20 protein-coding genes and 1 pseudogene are annotated in these 22317 nt (G+C 71.0%); 16 read left to right on the forward strand and 5 right to left on the reverse strand.

Annotation, left to right across the window (positions count from 1 at the left end):
• The first annotated feature begins 8 nt into the window (after positions 1-8).
• A complete protein-coding gene (locus I8N67_RS19970; RefSeq protein WP_200304513.1) occupies positions 9-1169 on the forward strand; it encodes an NADH-quinone oxidoreductase subunit D in 1161 nt (386 codons plus the stop codon).
• Positions 1170-1213: 44 nt separating this feature from the next.
• On the opposite strand, the gene I8N67_RS19975 is transcribed toward I8N67_RS19970, so the two are convergent.
• Entirely contained in the window at positions 1214-2257 is a 1044-nt protein-coding gene (locus I8N67_RS19975; protein ID WP_200304514.1) for an SAM-dependent methyltransferase, read from the reverse strand.
• Between the two features lie 138 nt (positions 2258-2395).
• On the opposite strand from I8N67_RS19975, the gene I8N67_RS19980 reads away from it, so the two are divergent.
• Both I8N67_RS19980 and I8N67_RS19985 read left to right on the forward strand, forming a co-directional pair.
• Positions 2396-3598: a sensor histidine kinase gene (locus I8N67_RS19980; RefSeq protein ID WP_200304515.1), complete on the forward strand. Its 1203-nt coding sequence runs from the start codon at positions 2396-2398 to the stop codon at positions 3596-3598.
• Between the two features lie 62 nt (positions 3599-3660).
• Positions 3661-4332, forward strand: coding sequence for a response regulator (locus I8N67_RS19985; protein ID WP_200304516.1), 672 nt, complete (start codon positions 3661-3663; stop codon positions 4330-4332).
• A 27-nt stretch (positions 4333-4359) separates the two neighbouring features.
• Here the strand turns inward: I8N67_RS19985 and I8N67_RS19990 are convergent.
• Positions 4360-4897, reverse strand: a pseudogene (locus I8N67_RS19990) (ArsR/SmtB family transcription factor); the annotation flags it as partial.
• Between the two features lie 156 nt (positions 4898-5053).
• Entirely contained in the window at positions 5054-6298 is a 1245-nt protein-coding gene (locus tag I8N67_RS19995; RefSeq protein ID WP_200304517.1) for a threonine aldolase family protein, read from the reverse strand.
• 208 nt (positions 6299-6506) lie between these two features.
• Between I8N67_RS19995 and I8N67_RS20000 the strand changes: the two genes are divergently transcribed.
• From I8N67_RS20000 to I8N67_RS20045, 10 genes are all read left to right on the forward strand, one after another.
• Positions 6507-7463 (forward strand): Rossmann-like and DUF2520 domain-containing protein, encoded by a 957-nt coding sequence (locus I8N67_RS20000; RefSeq protein WP_200304518.1) that lies wholly within the window; start codon positions 6507-6509, stop codon positions 7461-7463.
• The gene (panC, locus tag I8N67_RS20005; protein WP_200304519.1) at positions 7460-8452 is read left to right on the forward strand and encodes a pantoate--beta-alanine ligase; all 993 of its coding nucleotides are present in this window, start codon (positions 7460-7462) and stop codon (positions 8450-8452) included. The genes I8N67_RS20000 and panC overlap by 4 nt, the downstream gene beginning before the upstream one ends.
• An 11-nt stretch (positions 8453-8463) precedes the next feature.
• On the forward strand, positions 8464-10218 hold the full coding sequence (locus I8N67_RS20010; RefSeq protein ID WP_200304549.1) for an L-aspartate oxidase: 1755 nt from the start codon (positions 8464-8466) through the stop codon (positions 10216-10218).
• Positions 10219-10223: 5 nt separating this feature from the next.
• Complete coding sequence (gene nadC, locus I8N67_RS20015; RefSeq protein WP_200304520.1) at positions 10224-11219, forward strand: carboxylating nicotinate-nucleotide diphosphorylase; 996 nt, start codon at positions 10224-10226, stop codon at positions 11217-11219.
• Between the two features lie 14 nt (positions 11220-11233).
• Positions 11234-12031: a type III pantothenate kinase gene (locus I8N67_RS20020; RefSeq protein ID WP_200304521.1), complete on the forward strand. Its 798-nt coding sequence runs from the start codon at positions 11234-11236 to the stop codon at positions 12029-12031.
• Positions 12032-12203: 172 nt separating this feature from the next.
• On the forward strand, positions 12204-12842 hold the full coding sequence (locus I8N67_RS20025; RefSeq protein ID WP_200304550.1) for a hypothetical protein: 639 nt from the start codon (positions 12204-12206) through the stop codon (positions 12840-12842).
• A 19-nt stretch (positions 12843-12861) separates the two neighbouring features.
• Entirely contained in the window at positions 12862-13047 is a 186-nt protein-coding gene (locus I8N67_RS20030) for a hypothetical protein (protein ID WP_200304522.1), read from the forward strand.
• 137 nt (positions 13048-13184) lie between these two features.
• The gene (locus tag I8N67_RS20035; RefSeq protein WP_234045969.1) at positions 13185-13631 is read left to right on the forward strand and encodes a BlaI/MecI/CopY family transcriptional regulator; all 447 of its coding nucleotides are present in this window, start codon (positions 13185-13187) and stop codon (positions 13629-13631) included.
• 9 nt (positions 13632-13640) lie between these two features.
• Positions 13641-14180 carry an amino-acid N-acetyltransferase gene (locus I8N67_RS20040; protein ID WP_200304524.1) on the forward strand — a complete coding sequence of 180 codons (540 nt, stop codon included), beginning with the start codon at positions 13641-13643 and terminating at the stop codon, positions 14178-14180.
• 307 nt (positions 14181-14487) lie between these two features.
• On the forward strand, positions 14488-14823 hold the full coding sequence (locus I8N67_RS20045) for a histone-like nucleoid-structuring protein Lsr2 (RefSeq protein WP_200304525.1): 336 nt from the start codon (positions 14488-14490) through the stop codon (positions 14821-14823).
• A 35-nt stretch (positions 14824-14858) separates the two neighbouring features.
• Here the strand turns inward: I8N67_RS20045 and I8N67_RS20050 are convergent, their stop codons facing one another.
• Positions 14859-15488, reverse strand: a complete 630-nt coding sequence (locus I8N67_RS20050) for an SCO3374 family protein (RefSeq protein ID WP_200304526.1) — start codon at positions 15486-15488, stop codon at positions 14859-14861.
• A 430-nt stretch (positions 15489-15918) separates the two neighbouring features.
• On the opposite strand from I8N67_RS20050, the gene I8N67_RS20055 reads away from it, so the two are divergent.
• Together I8N67_RS20055 and I8N67_RS20060 are read left to right on the forward strand one after the other, a co-directional pair.
• Complete coding sequence (locus I8N67_RS20055; RefSeq protein ID WP_200304527.1) at positions 15919-18447, forward strand: ATP-dependent Clp protease ATP-binding subunit; 2529 nt, start codon at positions 15919-15921, stop codon at positions 18445-18447.
• A gap of 680 nt (positions 18448-19127) precedes the next feature.
• Complete coding sequence (locus I8N67_RS20060) at positions 19128-19736, forward strand: M23 family metallopeptidase (RefSeq protein ID WP_200304528.1); 609 nt, start codon at positions 19128-19130, stop codon at positions 19734-19736.
• A 43-nt stretch (positions 19737-19779) separates the two neighbouring features.
• Here the strand turns inward: I8N67_RS20060 and I8N67_RS20065 are convergent, their stop codons facing one another.
• On the reverse strand, positions 19780-20397 hold the full coding sequence (locus I8N67_RS20065; protein ID WP_200304529.1) for a TetR/AcrR family transcriptional regulator: 618 nt from the start codon (positions 20395-20397) through the stop codon (positions 19780-19782).
• 197 nt (positions 20398-20594) lie between these two features.
• On the opposite strand from I8N67_RS20065, the gene I8N67_RS20070 reads away from it, so the two are divergent.
• Positions 20595-22229, forward strand: a complete 1635-nt coding sequence (locus I8N67_RS20070) for an MDR family MFS transporter (protein WP_267912787.1) — start codon at positions 20595-20597, stop codon at positions 22227-22229.
• Positions 22230-22317: the final 88 nt, after the last annotated feature.

Consider the following 22317-nt stretch of genomic DNA (forward strand, 5'->3'; position numbering starts at 1 on the left):
CTGTGTGCATGACTCCTCCGACGGAGACCCGAGAGACGACGGTCGGTATCGGCGGTGCCGCCGAGAGCACGGACATGGTGCTCAACATCGGGCCGCAGCATCCGTCCACGCACGGTGTGCTGCGCCTGCGGCTCGTCCTCGACGGCGAGCGGATCCGGCACGCCGAGCCGGTCATCGGCTATATGCACCGGGGCGCGGAGAAGCTCTTCGAGGCGCGTGACTACCGCCAGATCATCATGCTCGCCAACCGCCACGACTGGCTCTCCGCCTTCTCCAACGAACTCGGCGTCGTCCTCGGCGTCGAACGCATGCTCGGCATGGAGGTGCCCGAGCGCGCGGTCTGGATGCGCACACTCCTCGCGGAGCTGAACCGGGTCCTGAACCACCTGATGTTCCTGGGTTCGTACCCGCTGGAGCTCGGCGGCATCACCCCGGTCTTCTACGCCTTCCGGGAGCGTGAGGAGCTCCAGAACGTCATGGAGGAGATCTCCGGCGGGCGCATGCACTACATGTTCAACCGCGTCGGTGGCCTCAAGGAGGACCTCCCGGCCGGCTGGCCCTCACGCGCGCGGGCCGCCGTCGCCGACGTCCGCTCCCGCATGGGCGTCTTCGACGACCTCGTCCTCGGCAACGAGATCTTCCGGGGGCGTACGCGCGACGTGGGCGTCCTCACGCCGGAGGCCGTGCACGCGTACGGCGTCAGCGGCCCGATCGCCCGTGCCTCCGGTATCGACTTCGACCTGCGGCGCGACGAGCCGTACCTGGCGTACGGGGAGCTCCAGGACGTCCTGAAGGTCGTCACGCGCGAGGAGGGCGACTGCCTCGCCCGCTTCGAGTGCCTCCTGGAGCAGACCCACAACGCCCTCACCCTCGCCGACGCCTGCCTCGACCGCCTCGCCGAACTCCCGCCCGGCCCCATCAACCAGCGCCTTCCCAAGGTCCTCAAGGCCCCCGAGGGCCACACCTACGCCTGGACCGAGAACCCCCTCGGCATCAACGGCTACTACCTCGTGAGCAAGGGCGAGAAGACCCCGTACCGCCTGAAGCTCCGCTCCGCCTCCTACAACAACATCCAGGCCCTCACCGAACTGCTGCCGGGCACGCTCGTGGCGGACATGGTGGCGATCCTGGGGTCGCTGTTCTTCGTGGTGGGGGACATCGACAAGTAGGTCCCGAGTACACGAGCCGCCGAGCGGGTCCGGAATTCAAACCGTCACTCGCCGAGCGGGTCCGGAATTCCAACCGACTGCACCAGCCACCCGAAGTCGCCCAGCCCGCCCGGCGCGGTCAGCTCAGCCGCCTCGCCGGCGCCCGCGAGGGCCCGTACGTACGCCGTGGGGTCGGTGGTCGCGAGGGACAGCGGCGGGCGGCCCCCGGTGACCCCGAGGGCACGCAGCGCGTCCCGCTGGGTCAGCAGCCGGGCCCCCGGCAGCGCGCACGCGTCCAGCGCCACATGCGCGGTGATGTCGCAGGACCCGTCCGGTACCGGCGCGGTCTCCCGCCCCTCCCGGAACCCCGTGAGCGTCCCGAAGGGCGGCCGGGCGCCGGCGAGATGCGCGTAGTCGACGGCGACGGCGAGCCCGCGGCCCACGCCCGCCACGGCCGCGGCCCACGCCCGGTCCCGGGGCAGCCCGATCTCGGCCCGCAGCCCCTCCTCCCGGGCCGGCGGCCACCACCGCCCCAGCCACTGGGCCTCCGCCCCGCCGACCGGCTCCCCGAGCCGCTCGCTCCCGTCCTCCCGTACGAGAACCAGCCGTGGTACGCCCGCCGCGTCCACCTCGGCGACCTCCAGGGGCACGTTGTCCAGCCACTCGTTGGCGAACAGCAGCCCGGTGATCCTCTCCGGCGGCTCGGCGAGCCACTCGACGCGGTGATCGAGACCGTCCGGCCGGCCGGCGAGTTCGACGGCGTACGCGCGCGTGCGGCCGGCCACGTCGGCGGGGAGCGCGCCCAACACCCCGCTCACCAGTTCGCCCCGCCCGGCCGCCATGTCCACGAACCCCAGCTCGCCCGGCCGCCCCAACGCCTCGTCCACCCGGCACAGCAACCGCGCCACGGCACCGGCGAAGAGCCAGGACGCGTGCACGGAGGTCCGAAAGTGCCCGGCGGGCCCCTCGGGCCGCAGGTAGAACCCGCCGGGCCCGTACAGAGCCTCCTGGGCCGCGCCGCGCCAGCAACGCCATTTCCCCGCCTGCGCCCCCTCAGGAGCGCGGGGAACCGCGCGACCTGTCGCGTGCGACCCGCAGCCGCGATCCAACGCATCCTCCCGAGTTTCGTAGGCGCCCCGTCATTGCCTCAGGCTAGGCCTCCTCCACCTTGGGGAGTACGTGGCCTCGTCATGGATCGACCCTCCGGTTGACCCCGGCACACCACCCACGTCCCTACGCTGGGTCACGTGCAACGCCTCTATGACTTCCTCCGCCGGCATCCGACATGGGTCGACGGCTTCTGGGCCGTCGTCCTGCTCGGGGTGACCCTGGTGAGCGGACCGATCGACCGGGACGAAGCGGCGGACATGAACGAGTCCGCGTTCGTGGTGATCACGCTGGCGCTGTGCCTGTCGATCGCCCTGCGGCGCCGCCTGCCCGAGAAGATGCTCATGCTGGCCGCCGCCGCGGGCATCGCGCAGCTGATCCTCGACGTGCCGAGAATCCCGGCCGACTTCGCGATGCTGGTGGTCATCTACACGGTCGCGGCGGACGGCGCCCGCTGGGCCTCCTGGTTCGCCCTGGGCGGCGGCCTCTGCGCGGCGTCGCTGGGGCAGTTGCGCTGGACCGACGAGCAGACGACCACCGTGGGCAACGCGGTGTTCGCGGTGGTCCTGACCGTGCCGTTCGCCCTGGCCTGGGTGCTCGGTGACTCGCTGCGCACCCGCCGCGCGTACTTCGCGCAGCTGGAGGAGCGGGCCGCCCGGCTGGAGAGGGAGCGCGAGGCGCAGGCCAAGGTCGCGGTCGCCGCCGAGCGCGCCCGGATCGCCCGGGAACTGCACGACGTCGTCGCCCACAACGTCTCCGTGATGGTCGTCCAGGCCGACGGCGCCGCGTATGTCCTGGACGCCGCCCCCGACCAGGCGAAGAAGGCCCTGGAGACCATCTCCTCCACCGGCCGCCAGGCCCTCGCCGAGATGCGCCGCCTGCTCGGCGTCCTGCGCACCGGTGAGCACCAGGAGGTCGGCGAGTACGTCCCACAGCCCGACGTCGAGCAGATCGACGACCTCGTCGAGCAGTGCCGGGTGGCCGGTCTGCCCGTCGACTTCAAGATCGAGGGCACCCCGCGTCCGCTGCCCAGCGGTGTGGAGCTGACGGCGTACCGCATCGTCCAGGAGGCCCTCACCAACACCCGCAAGCACGGCGGCCCGAACATCAGTGCGAGCGTCCGGCTGGTGTATTTCGACGACGGCCTCGGTCTGCTCGTCGAGGACGACGGCAAGGGCGCGCCCCACGAGCTGTACGAGGAGGGTGGCGCCGATGGGCAGGGGCACGGGCTCATCGGGATGCGTGAGCGGGTCGGTATGGTCGGCGGCACGCTGGACGCGGGCCCCCGCCCCGGCGGCGGCTTCCGGATCAGCGCCCTGCTGCCCCTGAAGCCCGCACACTGACACGGTCATGCCACTGGCTGACACCTGTAACGGACATGGACACGGAAACGGAAGAGGACCCGATGGCGATCCGCGTAATGCTCGTCGACGACCAGGTGCTGCTGCGCACCGGGTTCCGGATGGTGCTCGCCGCACAGCCGGACATGGAGGTCGTGGCCGAGGCGGGCGACGGCGTCGAGGCCCTGCAGGTGGTGCGGTCGACCGACGTCGACGTGGTCCTCATGGACGTCCGGATGCCGAAGCTGGACGGCGTCGAGGCCACCCGCCGCATCTGCGCCGAGCCCGACCCGCCGAAGGTGCTCATCCTGACCACCTTCGACCTCGACGAGTACGCCTTCTCCGGGCTGAAGGCCGGCGCCTCCGGCTTCATGCTCAAGGACGTGCCGCCGGGTGAGCTGCTGACCGCGATCCGCTCCGTGCACAGCGGCGACGCCGTCGTCGCGCCCTCCACCACCCGCCGGCTCCTCGACCGGTTCGCCCCGATGCTGCCGAGCACCGGCGCGGAACCCCGCCACAAGGAGCTGGCACGCCTCACCGAGCGCGAACGCGAGGTGATGATCCTCGTCGCCCAGGGCCTCTCCAACGGCGAGATCGCCGCCCGCCTCGTCCTGTCCGAGGCCACGGTCAAGACCCACGTCGGCCGCATCCTCACCAAGCTGGGCCTGCGCGACCGCGTCCAGGTCGTCGTCCTGGCGTACGAGACGGGACTGGTCCGGGCGGGCGGACAGGGCTGAGCCCACCGCCCGGCACGGCCCCGGCGGCTACCGCAGCACGCCTTCCAGGAAGTCGCTCCCCAGCCGGGCCACCACCGCCACGTCCAGCTGGTGCAGGACGTACCGCCCCCGTCGTCGTGTCGTGAGCAGGTCCGCCTTCTTGAGGACGGCCAGGTGCCGGGATATCTCCGGCGGGGGTCATGCCGAGCAGCTGGGCCAGCTCGCCCGTGGTGTGGGCACTGCGGGCCAGCTTGCGGCACAGGCGCATGCGGACGGGGTGGGAGAGCGCGGTCAGGCGCAGGGCGAGCCGCTCGACCGAGGGCGGGGCGGTGGGCTCGGCGGCGCTCACCGGGTACCGGATCACCGGCTGCCAGCCGAACCGGTGCAGGACGGTGAGGTGGGGCCGGCCGAGACTGGTCGGGACGAGCAGCAGGCCGCCGTCGCCGGTGTTCGTACGGCCCTCGACGAGCTTGTCCACGGTGACCAGCGCCGCGCCCTCCTCCAGCGCCATCGAGGGCGACACGGCGGCCAGCGCCTCCGCCAGGCGCTTGTGGCGCAGCAGCTCGGTCTTGTGTGATGTCGATGCGCACGCTCATGACCTCATGGTGCACCCGGCCACTGACAACACCCCCAGCCGTACGGCGAGATCCAGGCCCGGCCTCTCCAGGGGCACGCCCGAGCGCCGCCGGCCCCTCTCCCCGGCAAGCCCGAGCGCCGCCGGCCTCCCCCTCCCGGAGCACCCCTACGCGCCGCCGCTCTCCCCCACTTCACCCACCAGCGCCACGAAGTCCGCCGCCGCCTTGTGCACGTCCTGCGCCGTCCACTCCAGCGCCGCCGCCCGCACCTCCACCTCGGTGACGGCCGGCCCGGGCCCGCCCTGGTCCCAAGGGCGGGCGAACAGCAGCGTGTTCGTCCGCTCGCCCTGCCGGACGGCGGCCTCCGCGAGGACGTCGACGTCGTACGGCAGCCAGACCTGGAACTCGTTGGTGTGGGGCTCCTCCGGATGCACCCGGGCCCACGGCACGCCCGCCGCCGCGAAGCCCTCGCGCAGCGCGGCGGCGACCACGCGCGCGTGGAGCACGTATTCCGGCAGCCGGGGCAGCTCGCGCTCCAGGCCGAGGAGGGCCGACAGCGCGGTGGGGAACTGGTGGAAGAGCTGGCCGCCGTACCGGTGCCGCCAGGCCTTCGCCTCGTCGACGAGCGTCCTGGGGCCGGCGATCGCGGCCCCGGCGTAGGCGTCGAGGGACTTGTAGAACGACACGTAGACGCTGTCCGCGAGGCCCGCGATCTCGTCCAGGGGGCGGCCGAAGTGGGTCGTGGACTCCCACAGGCGGGCCCCGTCGAAATGGACCACCGCGTCCCGCGCGCGTGCCGCCTCGGTGAGCTCGGTCAGCTCCTCCCAGGAGGGCAGGACGAAACCGGCGTCCCGCAGGGGCAGTTCGAGCATCAGCGCGCCGAAGGGCTCGTCGAAGTCGCGTACCTCGTCGGCGGTCGGCAGCCGGGGCGCGCTCGTCAGCCGGACCGGGCGCAACCCGCTGACCTGGCTGAACGCGTTCCGTTCGTGCACCTCGGGGTGGGCGAGCGAGTGCAGGGCGACGGTCGGGTTCCCGGTGCGGGCCGCCCAGCAGCGCAGGGCCACCTGCTGGGCCATGGTGCCGGTCGGGAAGAACGCGGCGGCCTCCATACCGAGCAGCGCGGCCGTCCGCTCCTCCAGAGCCTCGACGACCCCGTTGCCGTAGAGGTCCGCCGGCTCGTCCAGGTCGTACACCTCCCCGGCCGCGTCCAGCAGCGCCAGCCGCTCCCGGATCGACGCCAGCGCGCTCGTCCGCGACAGCACCCGCTCCGCCGCCCGGTGCGCGGCCCGCCGCCGCTCGTACCGCAGCGCGGCCGGGGACTTCTCGGCCGGCCCTTCGCCGGTCGTCCCCTCCGCCCCGGAAGCCGCCCCGGAAGCCGTCCGCCCGTGTGCCTCTTCCGCCGTATCGCTCATCCCGGAATCATCCCCCGGGCCGACCTCGCCCGGCACGTGGACTTCCCGGCCGCCGGCCCGCCACCCGGCGCGCGGACCCGACCCGCGGAAACGGTCCACGGATACCCACAGCCTGTGGACAACCGAACGCCCCTCGAACCAATCGCGTTAACATGACGAGAAATCGTCCGGTACCCCGAGCGGACTGGAACGGGAAGGCCACCACCGAGTGAGTACATTCCAGCAGCCAGAGCCGAAGGACCGCCCCGCGCGGCTCACCGTCGGTGTCGTCGGCGCCGGCCGGGTCGGTCCCGCGCTGGCGGCGTCACTGCGACTGGCCGGACACCGCCCGGTGGCCGTCTCCGGGGTCTCCGACGCCTCCCGGCGACGCGCCGCCGAGCTGCTGCCCGACGTACCGCTGATGCCCCCCGCCGACGTGCTCCAGCGCGCCGACCTGGTCCTGCTGACCGTCCCGGACGACGCCCTGCCGAGCCTCGTGGAGGGCCTCGCCGAGACCGGCTCCGTACGCCCGGGGCAGCTGCTGGTGCACACCTCCGGGCGGTACGGCGCGAAGGTGCTGGACCCCGCGCTGCGGGCCGGGGCGCTGCCGCTGGCGCTGCACCCCGCGATGACGTTCACGGGCACTCCGGTGGACGTGCAGCGGCTCGCCGGGTGCTCCTTCGGGGTCACGGCGCCCGACGCGTTGCGACTGGCCGCCGAGGCCCTGGTGATCGAGATGGGCGGCGAGCCGGAGTGGATCGCCGAGGCGAACCGGCCGCTCTACCACGCGGCCCTCGCCCTCGGCGCCAACCACCTGGTGACCCTGGTCGCCCAGTCCATGGAGCTGCTGCGCACGGCCGGCGTCGAGGCCCCCGACCGCATGCTCGGCCCGCTGCTGGGCGCCGCCCTGGACAACGCCCTGCGCTCCGGGGACGCGGCCCTCACCGGCCCCGTCGCACGCGGCGACGCCGGCACGGTCGCGGCGCATGTCGCCGAGCTGCGCGCGCACGCCCCCGCGACCGTCGCCGGGTATCTGGCGATGGCCCGCGCGACCGCCGACCGGGCCCTCGCCCACGGCCTGCTCAAGCCGGAACTCGCCGAGGACCTCCTCGGGGTACTCGCCGACGGAACCGACGGAACCGACGGGACGGCCGGGACCGCCGGGACCGAAGGGAACGCCGGATGACCGCCACCGTGCTGCGCACCGCCGACGAGCTCCACGCACGCGCGCGTGGCGGCCGCCGGGCCGTCGTGATGACCATGGGTGCCCTGCACGAGGGCCACGCCACGCTGATCCGCACCGCGCGTGAGATCGCGGGCCGCGAGGGCGAGGTCGTCGTCACCGTCTTCGTCAACCCCCTCCAGTTCGGCGCGGGCGAGGACCTGGACCGCTACCCCCGCACCCTGGACGCCGACGTCAAGCTCGCCGAACAGGCGGGCGCGGACGCGGTGTTCGCCCCCCGCGTCGACGAGGTCTACCCCGGCGGCGAACCCCAGGTCCGCATCACGGCCGGCCCCATGGGGGAGCGCCTGGAGGGCGCCGCCCGCCCCGGGCACTTCGACGGAATGCTCACCGTCGTCGCCAAGCTCCTGCACCTCACCCGCCCCGACGTGGCGCTCTACGGCCAGAAGGACGCCCAGCAGCTCGCCCTGATCCGCCGCATGGTCCGCGACCTGAACTTCGGCATGGAGATCGTCGGCGTGCCGACCGTCCGCGAGGCCGACGGCCTGGCCCTGTCCAGCCGCAACCGGTACCTGTCCCCCGAGGAGCGCCGTACGGCCCTGGCGCTCTCCCAGGCGCTGTTCGCGGGCCGCGACCGGCACGCCGCCCAGGAGGCGCTGCGCGCGCGTGCCCGCGAAGTGCCCGCCACGCGCGCGCGTGCCGAGGCCCTCAGCGCGATCGGCGAGTCCCGCGCGGCCGCCGACGCCCACGCGATGGCGAAGTCCGCGCCCGGCGGCCCCGTCGCCGTCCGCGCCGCCGCCCGCCTGGTCCTCGACGAGGCCCTGCGCATGAAGCCGCCGCTCGCCCTGGACTACCTGGCCCTGGTCGACCCGGCCGACTTCACCGAGATCCCGGCCGGCTTCACCGGAGAAGCCGTCCTCGCCGTCGCGGCCCGGGTGGGGACGACCCGGCTGATCGACAACATTCCCCTGACCTTCGGAGCCGCCTCGTGAGCAGCACAGGCATACGCCCGCCCGTCGCCCACCACCACCCTCGAACGAGAGCGCTTCACGCTCGCCCCTGCTTGCACGCGCCCGCACCGGGCTGGTCCGTCGCCGCCGACGTCGTGGTCGTCGGCTCGGGCGTCGCCGGCCTCACCGCCGCGCTGCGCTGCGAGGCCGCCGGCCTGAACACGGTCGTCGTCACCAAGGCCCGCCTCGACGACGGCTCCACCCGCTGGGCCCAGGGCGGCATCGCCGCGGCGCTCGGCGAGGGCGACACCCCCGAGCAGCACCAGGACGACACACTCGTGGCCGGCGCGGGCCTGTGCGACGAGGAGGCCGTACGGCTGCTCGTCACCGAGGGCCCCGACGCCGTACGCCGTCTCATCGCGACCGGCGCCCACTTCGACGAGTCCGAGGCGGGCGACCTGGAGCTGACCCGCGAGGGCGGCCACCACCGCCGCCGCATCGCCCACGCGGGCGGCGACGCCACCGGCGCCGAGATCTCCCGGGCCCTCGTCGAGGCCGTACGCGCGCGTGGGCTGCGCACGGTGGAGAACGCGCTCGTGCTGGACCTCCTGACCGACGCCGACGGCCGCACCGCCGGTGTCACCCTGCACGTCATGGGCGAGGGCCAGCACGACGGCGTGGGAGCCGTCCACGCCCCCGCCGTGGTACTCGCCACCGGCGGCATGGGCCAGGTCTTCTCCGCCACCACCAACCCGTCCGTGTCGACCGGCGACGGCGTGGCCCTCGCCCTGCGCGCGGGCGCCGAGGTCTCCGACCTCGAATTCGTCCAGTTCCACCCGACCGTGCTGTTCCTCGGCACGGACGCGGAGGGTCAGCAGCCGCTCGTCTCCGAGGCGGTACGCGGCGAGGGCGCCCACCTGGTCGACGCCGACGGCGTGCGCTTCATGGTCGGCCGGCACGAGCTGGCGGAACTGGCGCCCCGCGACATCGTCGCCAAGGGCATCATGCGCCGCATGCAGGAGCAGGGCGCCGAACACATGTACCTGGACGCCCGGCACTTCGGCGCCCACATGTGGGAGCACCGCTTCCCGACGATCCTCGCCGCTTGCCGCGCCCACGGCCTCGACCCCGTCACCGAGCCCATCCCGGTCGCCCCGGCCGCCCACTACGCCTCCGGCGGCGTCCGCACCGACTCCCAGGGCCGGACGACCGTCCCCGGCCTCTACGCCTGCGGCGAGGTCGCCTGCACCGGCGTCCACGGCGCCAACCGGCTCGCCTCGAACTCCCTCCTGGAGGGCCTGGTCTACGCCGAGCGCATCGCCGACGACATCGCCTCGGCCCACGCCGGAAACGGCCTCCACGCGCGCGTGCCCGCCCCCGTCCCGTACGCCGAGAAGCCCGCGCACCCGCTGCTCGCCCCGGAGATACGGTTCGCGATCCAGCGGACCATGACCGAGGGCGCCGGCGTCCTGCGCTCCGCGGACTCCCTCGCGACCACCGCCGCGGCCCTGGACCGGCTGCACGCCGAGGCCCGCGACGCCCTCCACGAGAACGGCAAGACGGCCGAGCCCGGCGTCGACACCTGGGAGGCCACCAACCTCCTGTGCGTGGCCCGCGTCCTGGTCTCCGCCGCCCGGCTGCGCGAGGAGACCCGCGGCTGCCACTGGCGCGAGGACGAGCCCGACCGGGACGACGCCCGGTGGCGCCGCCATATCGTCGTACGGCTGAATCCGGACCGGACGCTCGCCGTACACACCACCGATACCGCAGACTTCCCCCCGACCCGGCAGCACCAGCAGGAGCAGTGACAGACGTGAGCACTCCCGACCTTCCCCTCGCCCAGAGCGGCGGCTGCGGCGACGGCTGCGCCTGCGGCGCCGACGACGGACTCAGTGGCGAGGCATACGACGTGTACGCAGAGTGCGGGCTCGATCCCGCGCTCGCCCAGCTCCTGGCCGACGCCGGACTCGACCCTGTCGAGGTCGAGGACATCGCCAACGTCGCCATCCAGGAGGACCTCGACCACGGCGTGGACGTGACCACGGTCGCGACCATCCCCGGGGACGCCCGCGCCACCGCCGACTTCACCGCCCGCGAGGGCGGAGTCGTGGCGGGCCTGAGAATCGCCGAGGCGGTCCTCTCGGTGGCCTGCTCCGACGAGTTCGAGGTCGAGCGGCACGTCGACGACGGCGACCTCGTCGAGGCAGGCCAGAAGCTCCTCAGCGTCACCGGAGCCACCCGCGACCTCCTCACCGCCGAACGCAGCGCCCTGAACCTCCTGTGCCGCCTCTCCGGCATCGCCACCGCCACGCGCGCGTGGGCGGACACCCTGGAGGGCACGAAGGCGAAGGTGCGCGACACCCGGAAGACGACACCGGGGCTCAGGTCCCTGGAGAAGTTCGCTGTCCGCTGCGGCGGCGGGGTCAACCACCGCATGTCCCTCTCGGACGCCGCGCTGGTCAAGGACAACCACGTGGTCGCCGCGGGCGGCGTCGCCCAGGCCTTCACGGCCGTGCGCGAGATGTTCCCCGAGGTGCCCATCGAGGTGGAGGTCGACACCCTCCACCAGCTCCGCGAGGTCGTCGACGCGGGCGCCGACCTGATCCTCCTGGACAACTTCACCCCGACCGAGTGCGCGGAGGCCGTCGCCATCGTCCACGGCCGGGCGGTGCTGGAGGCCTCCGGCCGCCTCACGCTCACCAACGCGAAGGCGTACGCGGACACGGGCGTCGACTACCTGGCGGTAGGGTCACTGACCCACTCGTCCCCCATCCTGGACATCGGCCTCGACCTGCGCGCGGCCGAGTAGGGGCGGGGACGGCCATGCTGCTGACCATCGACGTGGGCAACACCCACACCGTCCTCGGTCTGTTCGACGGCGAGGACATCGTCGAACACTGGCGCATCTCCACGGACGCGCGCCGCACCGCCGACGAACTGGCGGTCCTCCTCCAGGGCCTCATGGGCATGCACCCGCTGCTCGGCGACGAACTGGGCGACGGCATCGACGGCATCGCGATCTGCGCCACCGTCCCGTCCGTCCTGCACGAGCTCCGCGAGGTGACCCGCCGCTACTACGGCGACGTCCCGGCCGTCCTCGTCGAACCCGGCGTCAAGACGGGCGTGCCGATCCTCACCGACAACCCCAAGGAGGTCGGCGCCGACCGCATCATCAACGCCGTCGCCGCGGTCGAGCTGTACGGCGGCCCGGCCGTCGTCGTCGACTTCGGTACGGCGACGACGTTCGACGCCGTCAGCGCGCGCGGGGAGTACGTCGGCGGGGTCATCGCCCCCGGCATCGAGATCTCCGTCGAGGCGCTCGGGGTCAAGGGCGCCCAGCTCCGCAAGATCGAGGTCGCCCGGCCGCGCAGTGTGATCGGCAAGAACACGGTCGAGGCCATGCAGTCCGGGATCGTCTACGGGTTCGCCGGGCAGGTCGACGGGGTCGTCGGACGCATGGTCCGCGAACTCGCCGACGACCCCGAGGACGTGACCGTCATCGCGACGGGCGGCCTGGCGCCCATGGTGCTGGGCGAGTCCTCGGTGATCGACGAGCACGAGCCATGGCTGACGCTGATCGGGCTGCGACTGGTGTACGAGCGGAACGTGTCGCGGCTCTGAGGCCTTCGGGTTCTCGCTCCCGCGGATCTTCGCAGGGCGGGCCGGCACCTTCAGGCGGGTAGGGGCGGCGGGGGCGAAAAACCCCCGCGCCACACACACCCATCGCACCTCTTTTGTCTGATTAGCGCGTATCTTTCCGTCCATGCCCACGCCCCACGGAACCCGCGGCGGCATGGCGTTCGGCGCGGAGGAGCTTCGTGTGCTCCGCCGTGCCCTCGCCCTCGCCCTCAACCCCAGCCCCGCCTCGGCGGAGGACGTCCAGGACTGCCTCCGGCTCGCCGAGTCCGTCGACGAGGCGACCCGCGAGAACGCCCGTCTGAGGGCCTTCCTGCTGGCCGACCTCGCCCGCTACCGCGCCGCACTCCCCGGCACGGTGACGGGCTACGCGACGCTCCTTCAGGAGGCCCTGGACGCCGGGTACCGCCCCCGCCCGGACGACCTCGCCGCGCTGCGCGCCCTGCGCGGCAATCCGGCCGTGGCGGCGCTCCTGGAGCGCTGCCGCCCCCTCGCGGAACAGGACGTGCGCGCCCGCTTCGCGCGGCGCGCGCCCGCACCGGTGGCCGCCGTCCCGGCCTCCCGCTCCCGGCTCCGGCTGACCGCCCTCCCGGGCGGCCTCCTGGAGCGGGCGGACCCGAATCCCGCCCGCCCGGCGCGTCCCGCCCGGCCCGCCGAGAAGCCCGGCCCCGTACCCCGTCCGGACGCTCCGCAGCCGGGCCGCCGTCCCGTCCCCACCCCCGGCGAGGTCTTCCCGCCCAAGCGGAAACCCGCGGCTCCGCCCGCCAACCCGCCCCAGCAACTGGCCGCCGTCTAGCCCTGGCTACCCTGGACGCATGGACTACGTCTCCGCGCTGCTGCCCCCCTTCGTGATGGCCGTGCTGTTCATCGGCGTCATCAGGGTGATCGTGAAGAGCCAGGGCGGCCCCAACAAGGCCAAGGAGGACGCGGCCGTCGACGCGGCGCTCGCGCGCGCGGAGAAGGCCCGCCGGTCCTCCGACCCCAGGGACACCGGCGCCTGACGCCCGGCACCGCGCCCCATCGGCGTACGGCTCGTATGTTTTTCGAGTCGTACGCCCTTTTTGCACCCTTTCTCCCCCCTCTCCGGATATCGTGCGGAACTGTGCCTCGCCCATTGGGAGAACTCGAAGACGCGGTCATGACGCGGGTGTGGAAGTGGAACCGCCCGGTCACCGTTCGGGAAGTCCTGGAAGACCTTCAGCGGGAACGGTCCATCGCGTACACCACGGTGATGACCGTTCTGGACAATCTCCATCAGAAGGGCTGGGTGCGCCGTGAGGCGGAAGGCCGGGCCTATCGATATGAGGCGGTCTCCACTCGCCCCGCCTACGCGGCCGCTCTGATGAACGAGGCCTGGTCGCAGAGCGACAACCCCGCGGCCGCTCTCGTCGCGTTCTTCGGGATGATGAGCGAGGAACAGCGGCAGGCGCTCAGCGACGCCGTACGCATCGCGCAAGGCCCCGAACCGGCCCCGCCGACTCCCGCCGCCGTCGAAACCCCTGTTGAAACCGCCGGCGAATCCGTCGAATCGTCCGGCGAAACAGAGGGGACCCCCGGCGAATCCCCGGATCTCCCCGGGCGATAGCGTCCGCTCATGCCAGCAACGGGTCCCGTAGCCACCACAAAAGCCATCACCGTCCGCCGGGCTCGGACCAGCGATGTCCCGCACGTACGCGCCCTCCTTGACTCGTTCGTCCAGCGCCGCATCCTGCTCGACAAAGCGACGGTGACGCTTTACGAGGACATCCAGGAGTTCTGGGTCGCGGAACGGGGCACGGGCTCGGAAGCCGAGGTCGTCGGCTGCGGCGCACTGCACGTGATGTGGGAAGACCTCGCGGAAGTACGTACTCTCGCGGTGAACCCGGACGCCAAGGGTCTCGGTGTCGGTCACCAGTTGCTGGAGAAGTTGCTGGACACCGCTCGCTGGCTGGGTGTTCGCCGTGTTTTCTGTCTGACCTTCGAAGTCGAGTTCTTCGCGAAGCACGGCTTCGTGGAGATCGGTGAGACTCCGGTCGACACCGATGTCTACGCGGAGCTGCTGCGTTCCTATGACGAGGGCGTCGCGGAGTTCCTCGGTCTCGAACGAGTGAAACCGAACACCTTGGGCAACAGCCGGATGCTTCTGCATCTGTGATCGCCGACGGATCGTCAAGGAAGATCATCGTCAAGGAAGCTCAAGGAACCTCGGCGAAGCTCATCGAAGCTCAAGCCGTATTCCGGTGAGGCGTGCCTCGCCCAGGTGCCCTATGTCCGAAACGCGCATGTTTCCGGTCTTCCTCGGGCACCTCATCCTCTCCCCGGTCTCTGCCAGGGGTTTGTGTTTTTCCTGGAAAAGCGGTTTGCTTTCCGACGTACTGCAGTACTGCATATAACAGGGGACGTGAAACAGCGGCACACGCCGCAGGTCCTCGGCCCTGAAGTTATCGATGAAAGGAAATCCGGTGGTACAGAAGGTTCAGGTCCTTCTTGTCGATGACCTCGACGGCGGCGAGGCGGACGAGACCGTGACGTTCGCTCTGGACGGCAAGACGTACGAGATCGACCTCACGACGGCCAACGCGGACAAGCTTCGCGGCCTTCTTGACGCCTACGTCAAGGGTGGTCGGCGTACCGGCGGCCGTGCTTCGGGCGGGCGCGGCAAGACCCGTGCGGCGGTCGGAGGCAGCCAGGACACCGCCGCCATCCGCGCCTGGGCGAAGGAGAGCGGCTACGAGGTCAACGACCGCGGCCGTGTCCCCGCCTCCATCCGCGAGGCCTACGAGAAGGCCAACGGCTGAGAACCCGACGGGTGGGCGGTCGACGGCCGAGCGGCCTACGACAAGGCCGACGGCCGGGTGCCCGCGCGCCGCAGCCGGACGCGGTGGCAGTGCGTGGCCACCGTGTCCACCACCCGCACGAGGTCCGGGGCGCCCCCACCGCCCCCCAGCGCCGACATCGTCGGCAGCGAGGGTTCCACCTCGCACCCCGGCTCGGGGGGCCGCAACCACTCGGCGGCCCCCTGTGATGCGGCCTCCGGCCCCACGCCCCCGTGCCCTCCGGCCCCGCCCGGAGGCGGGGGTGCCGCCATGCGACCGCCCGTTCCCACGGCTGTGAGGTCCAGGTCGAGGCCGCCCCAGTCCAGCCACTCCAGCAGCCCCGGCACCTCCTCCGCGCTGCCCGCCGCGACCAGCAGCCGCAGCCGCCCGCCGTGCAGGGCCACCGGCGAGCCCGGCCCCGGGATCGGGCCCAGATGCCTGAGCGCCGCGATCCCCGCCTCCACCGGTACGTCGAGTACATCGAAGCGCAGGCCCGTAATGAGGTGTACAGGCGTCCCGGGCACGGTCGCCCAGCCGAGATCGTTCTCGTACCAATGCCGCACCGCGTCGCACGCGAGAGCGCCCGAAATGCCGCCCGAATTGTCGCTCGGGTCGAGCGGTCGGCGGGGAAGGGGGACGATGGTCATGCCAGGAGCAACCGTGCGAAGGAGCCCAGAGTTACGCTGGGTATTGAATCCGATGCGAAGAGTGCCGGGAAAGGGGGCGTTCCGCGATGTGCAGCGACACAAGGATGTTCGCCCTTAGCGGAGGGAACCGGTGCATCCGGCATGGAGTGTCAGTGCCTGCGGGTAAGACATCCCTAGTGGGAGGGGGCGACATGCAGGAAAGGCCGTCTCACGTTCGCCATCGGCGTACTGATGGTGGGGGTAACTGCCTGGCCTGCGGGAACATCGTCTCGCACCATCGGGTTGGAGCAGATGTCGGCGTTCGGGGTCAGGAGGCCATCGACGGTGTCGGCAGTTGGAATGAGCGGTCCCCGCTTGCGGGACTAAGCTGCGGAAGGACAGGGAGGGGAAGTTCCCCCCACTGCCTGACCGCTCTGAGGAGCGATTAACGATGTTCGAGAGGTTCACCGACCGCGCGCGGCGGGTTGTCGTCCTGGCTCAGGAAGAAGCCCGGATGCTCAACCACAACTACATCGGCACCGAGCACATCCTCCTGGGCCTGATCCACGAGGGTGAGGGTGTCGCCGCCAAGGCCCTTGAGAGCCTCGGGATTTCGCTCGAGGCGGTCCGCCAGCAGGTGGAGGAGATCATCGGGCAGGGGCAGCAGGCCCCGTCCGGGCACATCCCCTTCACCCCCCGTGCCAAGAAGGTCCTGGAGCTGTCGCTCCGCGAGGCCCTTCAGCTGGGCCACAACTACATCGGCACGGAACACATCCTGCTCGGCCTGATCCGTGAGGGCGAGGGCGTCGCCGCCCAGGTCCTGGTCAAGCTGGGCGCCGATCTCAACCGGGTGCGGCAGCAGGTCATCCAGCTGCTCTCCGGTTACCAGGGCAAGGAGACCGCCGGCGCCAGTGGCGGTCCCGCCGAGGGCACCCCCTCGACGTCCCTGGTCCTCGACCAGTTCGGCCGGAACCTCACCCAGGCCGCTCGTGAGTCCAAGCTCGACCCGGTCATCGGGCGCGAGAAGGAGATCGAGCGGGTCATGCAGGTGCTGTCCCGCCGTACCAAGAACAACCCGGTGCTCATCGGCGAGCCCGGCGTCGGCAAGACCGCCGTCGTCGAGGGCCTCGCCCAGGCCATCGTCAAGGGCGAGGTGCCCGAGACCCTCAAGGACAAGCACCTCTACACCCTCGACCTCGGCGCGCTGGTCGCCGGCTCCCGCTACCGCGGTGACTTCGAGGAGCGCCTGAAGAAGGTGCTCAAGGAGATCCGTACCCGCGGCGACATCATCCTGTTCATCGACGAGCTGCACACGCTGGTCGGTGCGGGTGCCGCCGAGGGCGCCATCGACGCGGCTTCCATCCTGAAGCCGATGCTGGCCCGCGGTGAGCTGCAGACCATCGGTGCCACCACGCTGGACGAGTACCGCAAGCACCTGGAGAAGGACGCGGCCCTGGAGCGCCGCTTCCAGCCCATCCAGGTCGCAGAGCCCTCGCTCCCGCACACCATCGAGATCCTCAAGGGTCTCCGTGACCGGTACGAGGCGCACCACCGCGTCTCGATCACGGACGAGGCCCTGGTGCAGGCGGCGACGCTCGCCGACCGGTACATCTCGGACCGCTTCCTCCCCGACAAGGCGATCGACCTGATCGACGAGGCGGGCTCCCGGATGCGCATCCGCCGGATGACCGCGCCGCCGGACCTCCGCGAGTTCGACGAGAAGATCGCCGGTGTCCGCCGGGACAAGGAGTCCGCGATCGACTCGCAGGACTTCGAGAAGGCCGCCTCCCTCCGCGACAAGGAGAAGCAGCTCCTGGCCGCCAAGGCCAAGCGGGAGAAGGAGTGGAAGGCCGGCGACATGGACGTCGTCGCCGAGGTCGACGGCGAGCTGATCGCCGAGGTCCTCGCGACCGCCACGGGCATCCCGGTCTTCAAGCTGACCGAGGAGGAGTCCTCGCGTCTGCTGCGCATGGAGGACGAGCTCCACAAGCGGGTCATCGGCCAGATCGACGCCGTCAAGGCGCTGTCGAAGGCGATCCGTCGTACGCGTGCGGGCCTCAAGGACCCGAAGCGTCCCGGTGGTTCGTTCATCTTCGCGGGCCCGTCCGGTGTCGGTAAGACGGAACTCTCCAAGGCTCTCGCCGAGTTCCTCTTCGGTGACGAGGACGCGCTGATCTCCCTCGACATGTCGGAGTTCAGCGAGAAGCACACGGTGTCGCGTCTCTTCGGTTCGCCCCCCGGCTACGTGGGCTACGAAGAGGGCGGCCAGCTGACCGAGAAGGTCCGCCGCAAGCCGTTCTCCGTCGTTCTCTTCGACGAGGTCGAGAAGGCTCACCCGGACATCTTCAACTCGCTGCTGCAGATCCTGGAGGACGGTCGCCTGACCGACTCCCAGGGCCGGGTCGTGGACTTCAAGAACACGGTCATCATCATGACGACCAACCTCGGCACGCGGGACATCTCCAAGGGCTTCAACCTGGGCTTCGCGGCCTCCGGAGACAAGAAGACCAACTACGAGCGCATGAAGAACAAGGTCTCGGACGAGCTCAAGCAGCACTTCCGGCCCGAGTTCCTCAACCGCGTCGACGACGTGGTCGTCTTCCCGCAGCTGACGCAGGAGGACATCCTCAAGATCGTCGACCTGATGATCGGCAAGGTCGACGAGCGCCTGAAGGACCGGGACATGGGCCTCGAGCTCTCCCAGTCCGCAAAGGAGCTGCTGTCCAAGAAGGGTTACGACCCCGTGCTGGGCGCCCGGCCGCTGCGCCGGACCATCCAGCGCGAGATCGAGGACACCCTCTCCGAGAAGATTCTCTTCGGCGAGCTGCGCCCCGGTCACATCGTGGTCGTGGACACCGAGGGCGAGGGCGAGGCGGTGACCTTCACCTTCCGGGGTGAGGAGAAGTCGGCGCTGCCCGACGTCCCGCCGATCGAGCAGGCGGCCGGCGGCGCGGGACCCAACCTGAGCAAGGAAGCGTAGCCGCTGCGCTCAGCTTGAACGGAGGGGCTGCCCCGGGACTTCGGTCCTGGGGCAGCCCTTTTTTGGGCCCGGGGAAGAGCTCCGGGCTTTTCCTCCGGAGAGTGAGCCTTTCGGAGAGCTTGGCGAGCTTCCGTTTCTTCTCCGAGTGCGTATGACGCAGACCGCGGAAGGGTGCCCGGCCTTTTCATGCCCGGCAGGGAGCCCCGTGGATGAGCTGCCCGAAGCCGCCGCTTTCCCCGGCGGCCCAGCCCTCGTCGTTCGACCAGCTCGTCGGGCGAGTCCGCGGATGCTCGGCGGGTCCGGGGCCCGCTTGTCCGCTTGGTAGCCCGCGTCACATTCCGGTGTTCTTTGAACCGGGGGGCCGGTGACATGCCGCACAGGGGATTTGTCCGGTACTAGGCGGAATAGTGGACCGGAGCCATGGGGGCAAAGCGGACTTTTTGGTGCGGGGTGCGGGGTGTGGGCGGTGAAGTGCAGGTGAGGGTGGGTTTGTGGGGTGGTGTCAAGAAGCGGGGGGGTTTGCAATGGAGTACGAAGTTCGGTCGTAGGTCACACGTTTGAGGTGGTTCGGGAGGTCGGGGTACCAAGGGGTGTCCCGTTCGGCGGCCGCAGATGTGCGCCGGGTGGGATTCGTGTCCGTCGAGGCACTGTCCTTGTCTCCGTTCCCCGTGAGGTACTCCATGTCGCAGCGTGTTCGCACTCCCCGTACCCGTACGTCCCAGCTCCGTGTCCGGGCCGCCGTGGTGGCCGTCGGGATGGGGCTCTCGGGTGTGCTGGGGGTCGGGGTCGCGGCCGCCGCCGGTGGTGCTCAGAGCTCGGGTACCACCCAGGCCGTGGCCGGTGTCCAGGCCGCCGCCGCCAAGAAGGCCCCCTCCTGGACCAGCCCGGTCAAGGGATACAAGCTGAGCGCGCGGTTCGCGCAGGCCGGGAACATGTGGTCCGCGAAGCACAGCGGGCAGGACTTCGCCGTCAAGAGCGGTACGTCCGTCGTCGCCGCGCACGGCGGGACCGTCGTGAAGGCCGGCGGCAACGGCGCCGGTGACGGCTCCGCGTACGGCAACGCCGTCGTCGTCAAGCACGGCAACGGCACGTTCTCCCAGTACGCCCATCTCTCGAAGGTCTCCGTGAAGGTCGGGCAGGTCGTCAAGACCGGCCAGCGGATAGCCTTCTCCGGCAACACCGGCAACTCCAGCGGGCCGCACCTGCACTTCGAGATCCGGACGACGGCGAACTACGGCTCCGCCCTCGACCCGGTCGCCTTCCTGCGGACCAAGGGCGTCACCGTCTGAGTCCCGCCGTACGGAGTCGTGCGGGCGTGGTCGTCGGGGGCCGTCAAGTGCTTCGGGTGCCGCCGTGTGCCTGGGTCACGAGGTCGATCGCGACCTCCAGGACCGCCTCGCGCTTGGCCTCGGGGTCGCCTTCGACGTCCCGGAGGACGAACATGCCGGCGTGCATGGTGAACAGGGCGCTGGTGCAGCGGACCTGGTCGGTCAGGGCGGCGTCCGGTTCCTTGATCGTGTCGATCAGGCGGATCATGCGGTCCTTGAAGGTCTCGCCCACGCTCAGCTCGCGTACCGTCGCCTGGTTCTCCTGCATGAAGCGGAAGAGGGGGGCGACGTCGGCCAGGGCCAGGCTGTAGCGGCGCAGGATCTCCCGCTTGGTGTCGAGGGTGCGCGGCTGGTGGCCGGCCCACTCGATGAGCTCGTCGATCGGGCGCCGCAGATCCTGGAAGAGGCTGATGAGGATGTCTTCCTTGGTCTTGAAGTGGTAGTAGAGCGCCGCCTTCGTCACGTCGAGGTGCTCGGCGATCTCCCGCAGCGAGGTCTTCTCGTATCCCTGCTCCGCGAAGAGTTCGAGGGCCACGTCCTGGATGCGCTGACGGGTGTTCCCCCGGCGGTGCCGCCTCGTCGTCGGGGCGGCCGTGCCGCCACCGTCCGTCGTGTCGCTCATCCTCGTCACTCCTCGCCGTCACGGAAGGCCCGGGTCGGTCAAGCCTCGGCCAAGACCGTGATACTTACTTGACGACCGGCTAGTTACGGACCTAGCTTCCCTTAGTGTAGACAACTTGCCGGTCGGCAAGTAAGTGGCGGAGAGCAAGGGCACCGCAGGCAAGTGCGCAGAGCTCCGGGGGGAGTGGAGGGACCGTAATGGACGCGGATACCAAGAGGGATACGAAGAGGGTTGTCGAGAAGGAAGCGGGCGGTGGGGTGGGGGGCGACGCCCCCGGTGCGTCTGATGCGGCCGCTGTGGCCGACGGGGCGCAGCCGCGCAGTGTCCGGGTGGTGTTGCTCGCGCTCATGATCGCCATGCTGCTCGCGATGCTCGACAACATGATCATCGGGACCGCGATGCCGACGATCGTGGGCGAGCTCGGGGGCCTGGGACAGCTCTCCTGGGTCGTCACCGCGTACACGCTCGCGACCGCCGCCTCCACTCCCATCTGGGGCAAGCTCGGCGACCTGTACGGCCGCAAGGGGGTCTTCATGACCTCGATCGTGATCTTCCTGATCGGTTCGGCGCTGAGCGGGATGGCCCAGGACATGGACCAGCTGATCGCGTTCCGGGCGGTGCAGGGGCTCGGGGCCGGCGGGCTGATGGTCGGGGTCATGGCGATCATCGGCGACCTGATACCGCCGCGGGAGCGGGGCAAGTACCAGGGGATGATGGCCGGCGTGATGGCCTTGGCCATGATCGCCGGACCGCTGGTGGGCGGGGCCATCACCGACCACTGGGGATGGCGCTGGTCCTTCTACATCAACCTGCCGCTCGGCGTGGTGGCGCTGCTCGCCGTCAGCGCCGTACTGCATCTGCCGAAGCCCTCGCGGGAGGGCAGGTCGGCCCGGAACATCGACTACCTCGGGGCCGCGCTGCTGGCCATCGGCATCACGGCGATCGTGCTGGTCACGACGTGGGGCGGGACCGAGTACGCGTGGGGCTCGGCCGTCATCATGGAGCTGATCGCGATCGGCGTGGCCTCGCTGGCCGGGTTCTTCTTCGTGGAGACCAGGGTGGCGGAGCCGGTGATTCCGCTGCATATCTTCCGCAGCCGGAACTTCTCGCTGATGGCCGTGATCGGGTTCTTCACCGGGTTCGTGATGTTCGGCGCGGTGCTCTTCCTGCCGCTGTACCAGCAGTCGGTGCAGGGCGCGTCCGCCACCAACTCCGGGCTGTTGCTGCTGCCGATGCTGGGGGCGATGCTCGCGGTGTCGATGATCGCCGGGCGGGTGACCACGGGGAGCGGGCGGTACAAGGTCTTTCCCCTCGTCGGGAGTGTCCTGATGATCGTGGGGCTGTTCCTGCTGGCGCAGATGGACACCGGTACGAGCCGGGTGACGTCCGGGGTGTTCATGGCTGTGCTGGGTGCCGGTATGGGGTGTCTGATGCAGATCACCATGCTGGTCGCGCAGAACAGCGTCGAGATGAAGGACATGGGGGTCGCGTCGTCGACCAGCACGTTGTCCCGGACGCTCGGGTCGTCCTTCGGGGTGGCTGTCATGGGGGCGCTCTTCAACAACCGGGTGCAGGACGTCATGGCCGAGCGGGCCGGGGCGCTGGGGTCGAAGGTGACCGAGCAGTCGGCGCAGTTGGATGCGGCGAGCCTGGCGAAGTTGCCTGCGGCGGCTCGGGAGGCGTATCAGTTCGCGGTCGCTTCGGGGACGCACTCGGCGTTCCTGCTCGGGGCGATCGTGGCTGTGGTGGCGTTGATCGCCGCGGTGTTCGTCAAGGAGGTGCCGTTGCGGGGGGCCGGGGGGCCTTCCGCGGCGGAGGGTGCCGGCGTCTGACGGGGGCATTGTCGCCCCCGCCGCCCCTACCCGTCCCATCCCCCAGGGGCGCTGCCCCTTCTTAACCCGGTTCTTTGTCCGCGGGTGC

Source organism: Streptomyces adelaidensis (assembly GCF_016598475.1).
Lineage (GTDB): Bacteria > Actinomycetota > Actinomycetes > Streptomycetales > Streptomycetaceae > Streptomyces > Streptomyces adelaidensis.

What these genes read in the sequence shown, in the direction of transcription:
- I8N67_RS19970 (WP_200304513.1), top strand. Translation starts at nt 9, where the DNA reads ATGACTCCTCCGACGGAGACCCGAGAGACGACGGTCGGTATCGGCGGT.
- I8N67_RS19985 (WP_200304516.1), top strand. Translation starts at nt 3,661, where the DNA reads ATGGCGATCCGCGTAATGCTCGTCGACGACCAGGTGCTGCTGCGCACC.
- I8N67_RS19995 (WP_200304517.1), bottom strand. Translation starts at nt 6,298, where the DNA reads ATGAGCGATACGGCGGAAGAGGCACACGGGCGGACGGCTTCCGGGGCG.
- panC (WP_200304519.1), top strand. Translation starts at nt 7,460, where the DNA reads ATGACCGCCACCGTGCTGCGCACCGCCGACGAGCTCCACGCACGCGCG.
- I8N67_RS20020 (WP_200304521.1), top strand. Translation starts at nt 11,234, where the DNA reads ATGCTGCTGACCATCGACGTGGGCAACACCCACACCGTCCTCGGTCTG.
- I8N67_RS20025 (WP_200304550.1), top strand. Translation starts at nt 12,204, where the DNA reads ATGGCGTTCGGCGCGGAGGAGCTTCGTGTGCTCCGCCGTGCCCTCGCC.
- I8N67_RS20030 (WP_200304522.1), top strand. Translation starts at nt 12,862, where the DNA reads ATGGACTACGTCTCCGCGCTGCTGCCCCCCTTCGTGATGGCCGTGCTG.
- I8N67_RS20035 (WP_234045969.1), top strand. Translation starts at nt 13,185, where the DNA reads ATGACGCGGGTGTGGAAGTGGAACCGCCCGGTCACCGTTCGGGAAGTC.
- I8N67_RS20040 (WP_200304524.1), top strand. Translation starts at nt 13,641, where the DNA reads ATGCCAGCAACGGGTCCCGTAGCCACCACAAAAGCCATCACCGTCCGC.
- I8N67_RS20050 (WP_200304526.1), bottom strand. Translation starts at nt 15,488, where the DNA reads ATGACCATCGTCCCCCTTCCCCGCCGACCGCTCGACCCGAGCGACAAT.
- I8N67_RS20055 (WP_200304527.1), top strand. Translation starts at nt 15,919, where the DNA reads ATGTTCGAGAGGTTCACCGACCGCGCGCGGCGGGTTGTCGTCCTGGCT.
- I8N67_RS20060 (WP_200304528.1), top strand. Translation starts at nt 19,128, where the DNA reads ATGTCGCAGCGTGTTCGCACTCCCCGTACCCGTACGTCCCAGCTCCGT.
- I8N67_RS20065 (WP_200304529.1), bottom strand. Translation starts at nt 20,397, where the DNA reads ATGAGCGACACGACGGACGGTGGCGGCACGGCCGCCCCGACGACGAGG.
- I8N67_RS20070 (WP_267912787.1), top strand. Translation starts at nt 20,595, where the DNA reads ATGGACGCGGATACCAAGAGGGATACGAAGAGGGTTGTCGAGAAGGAA.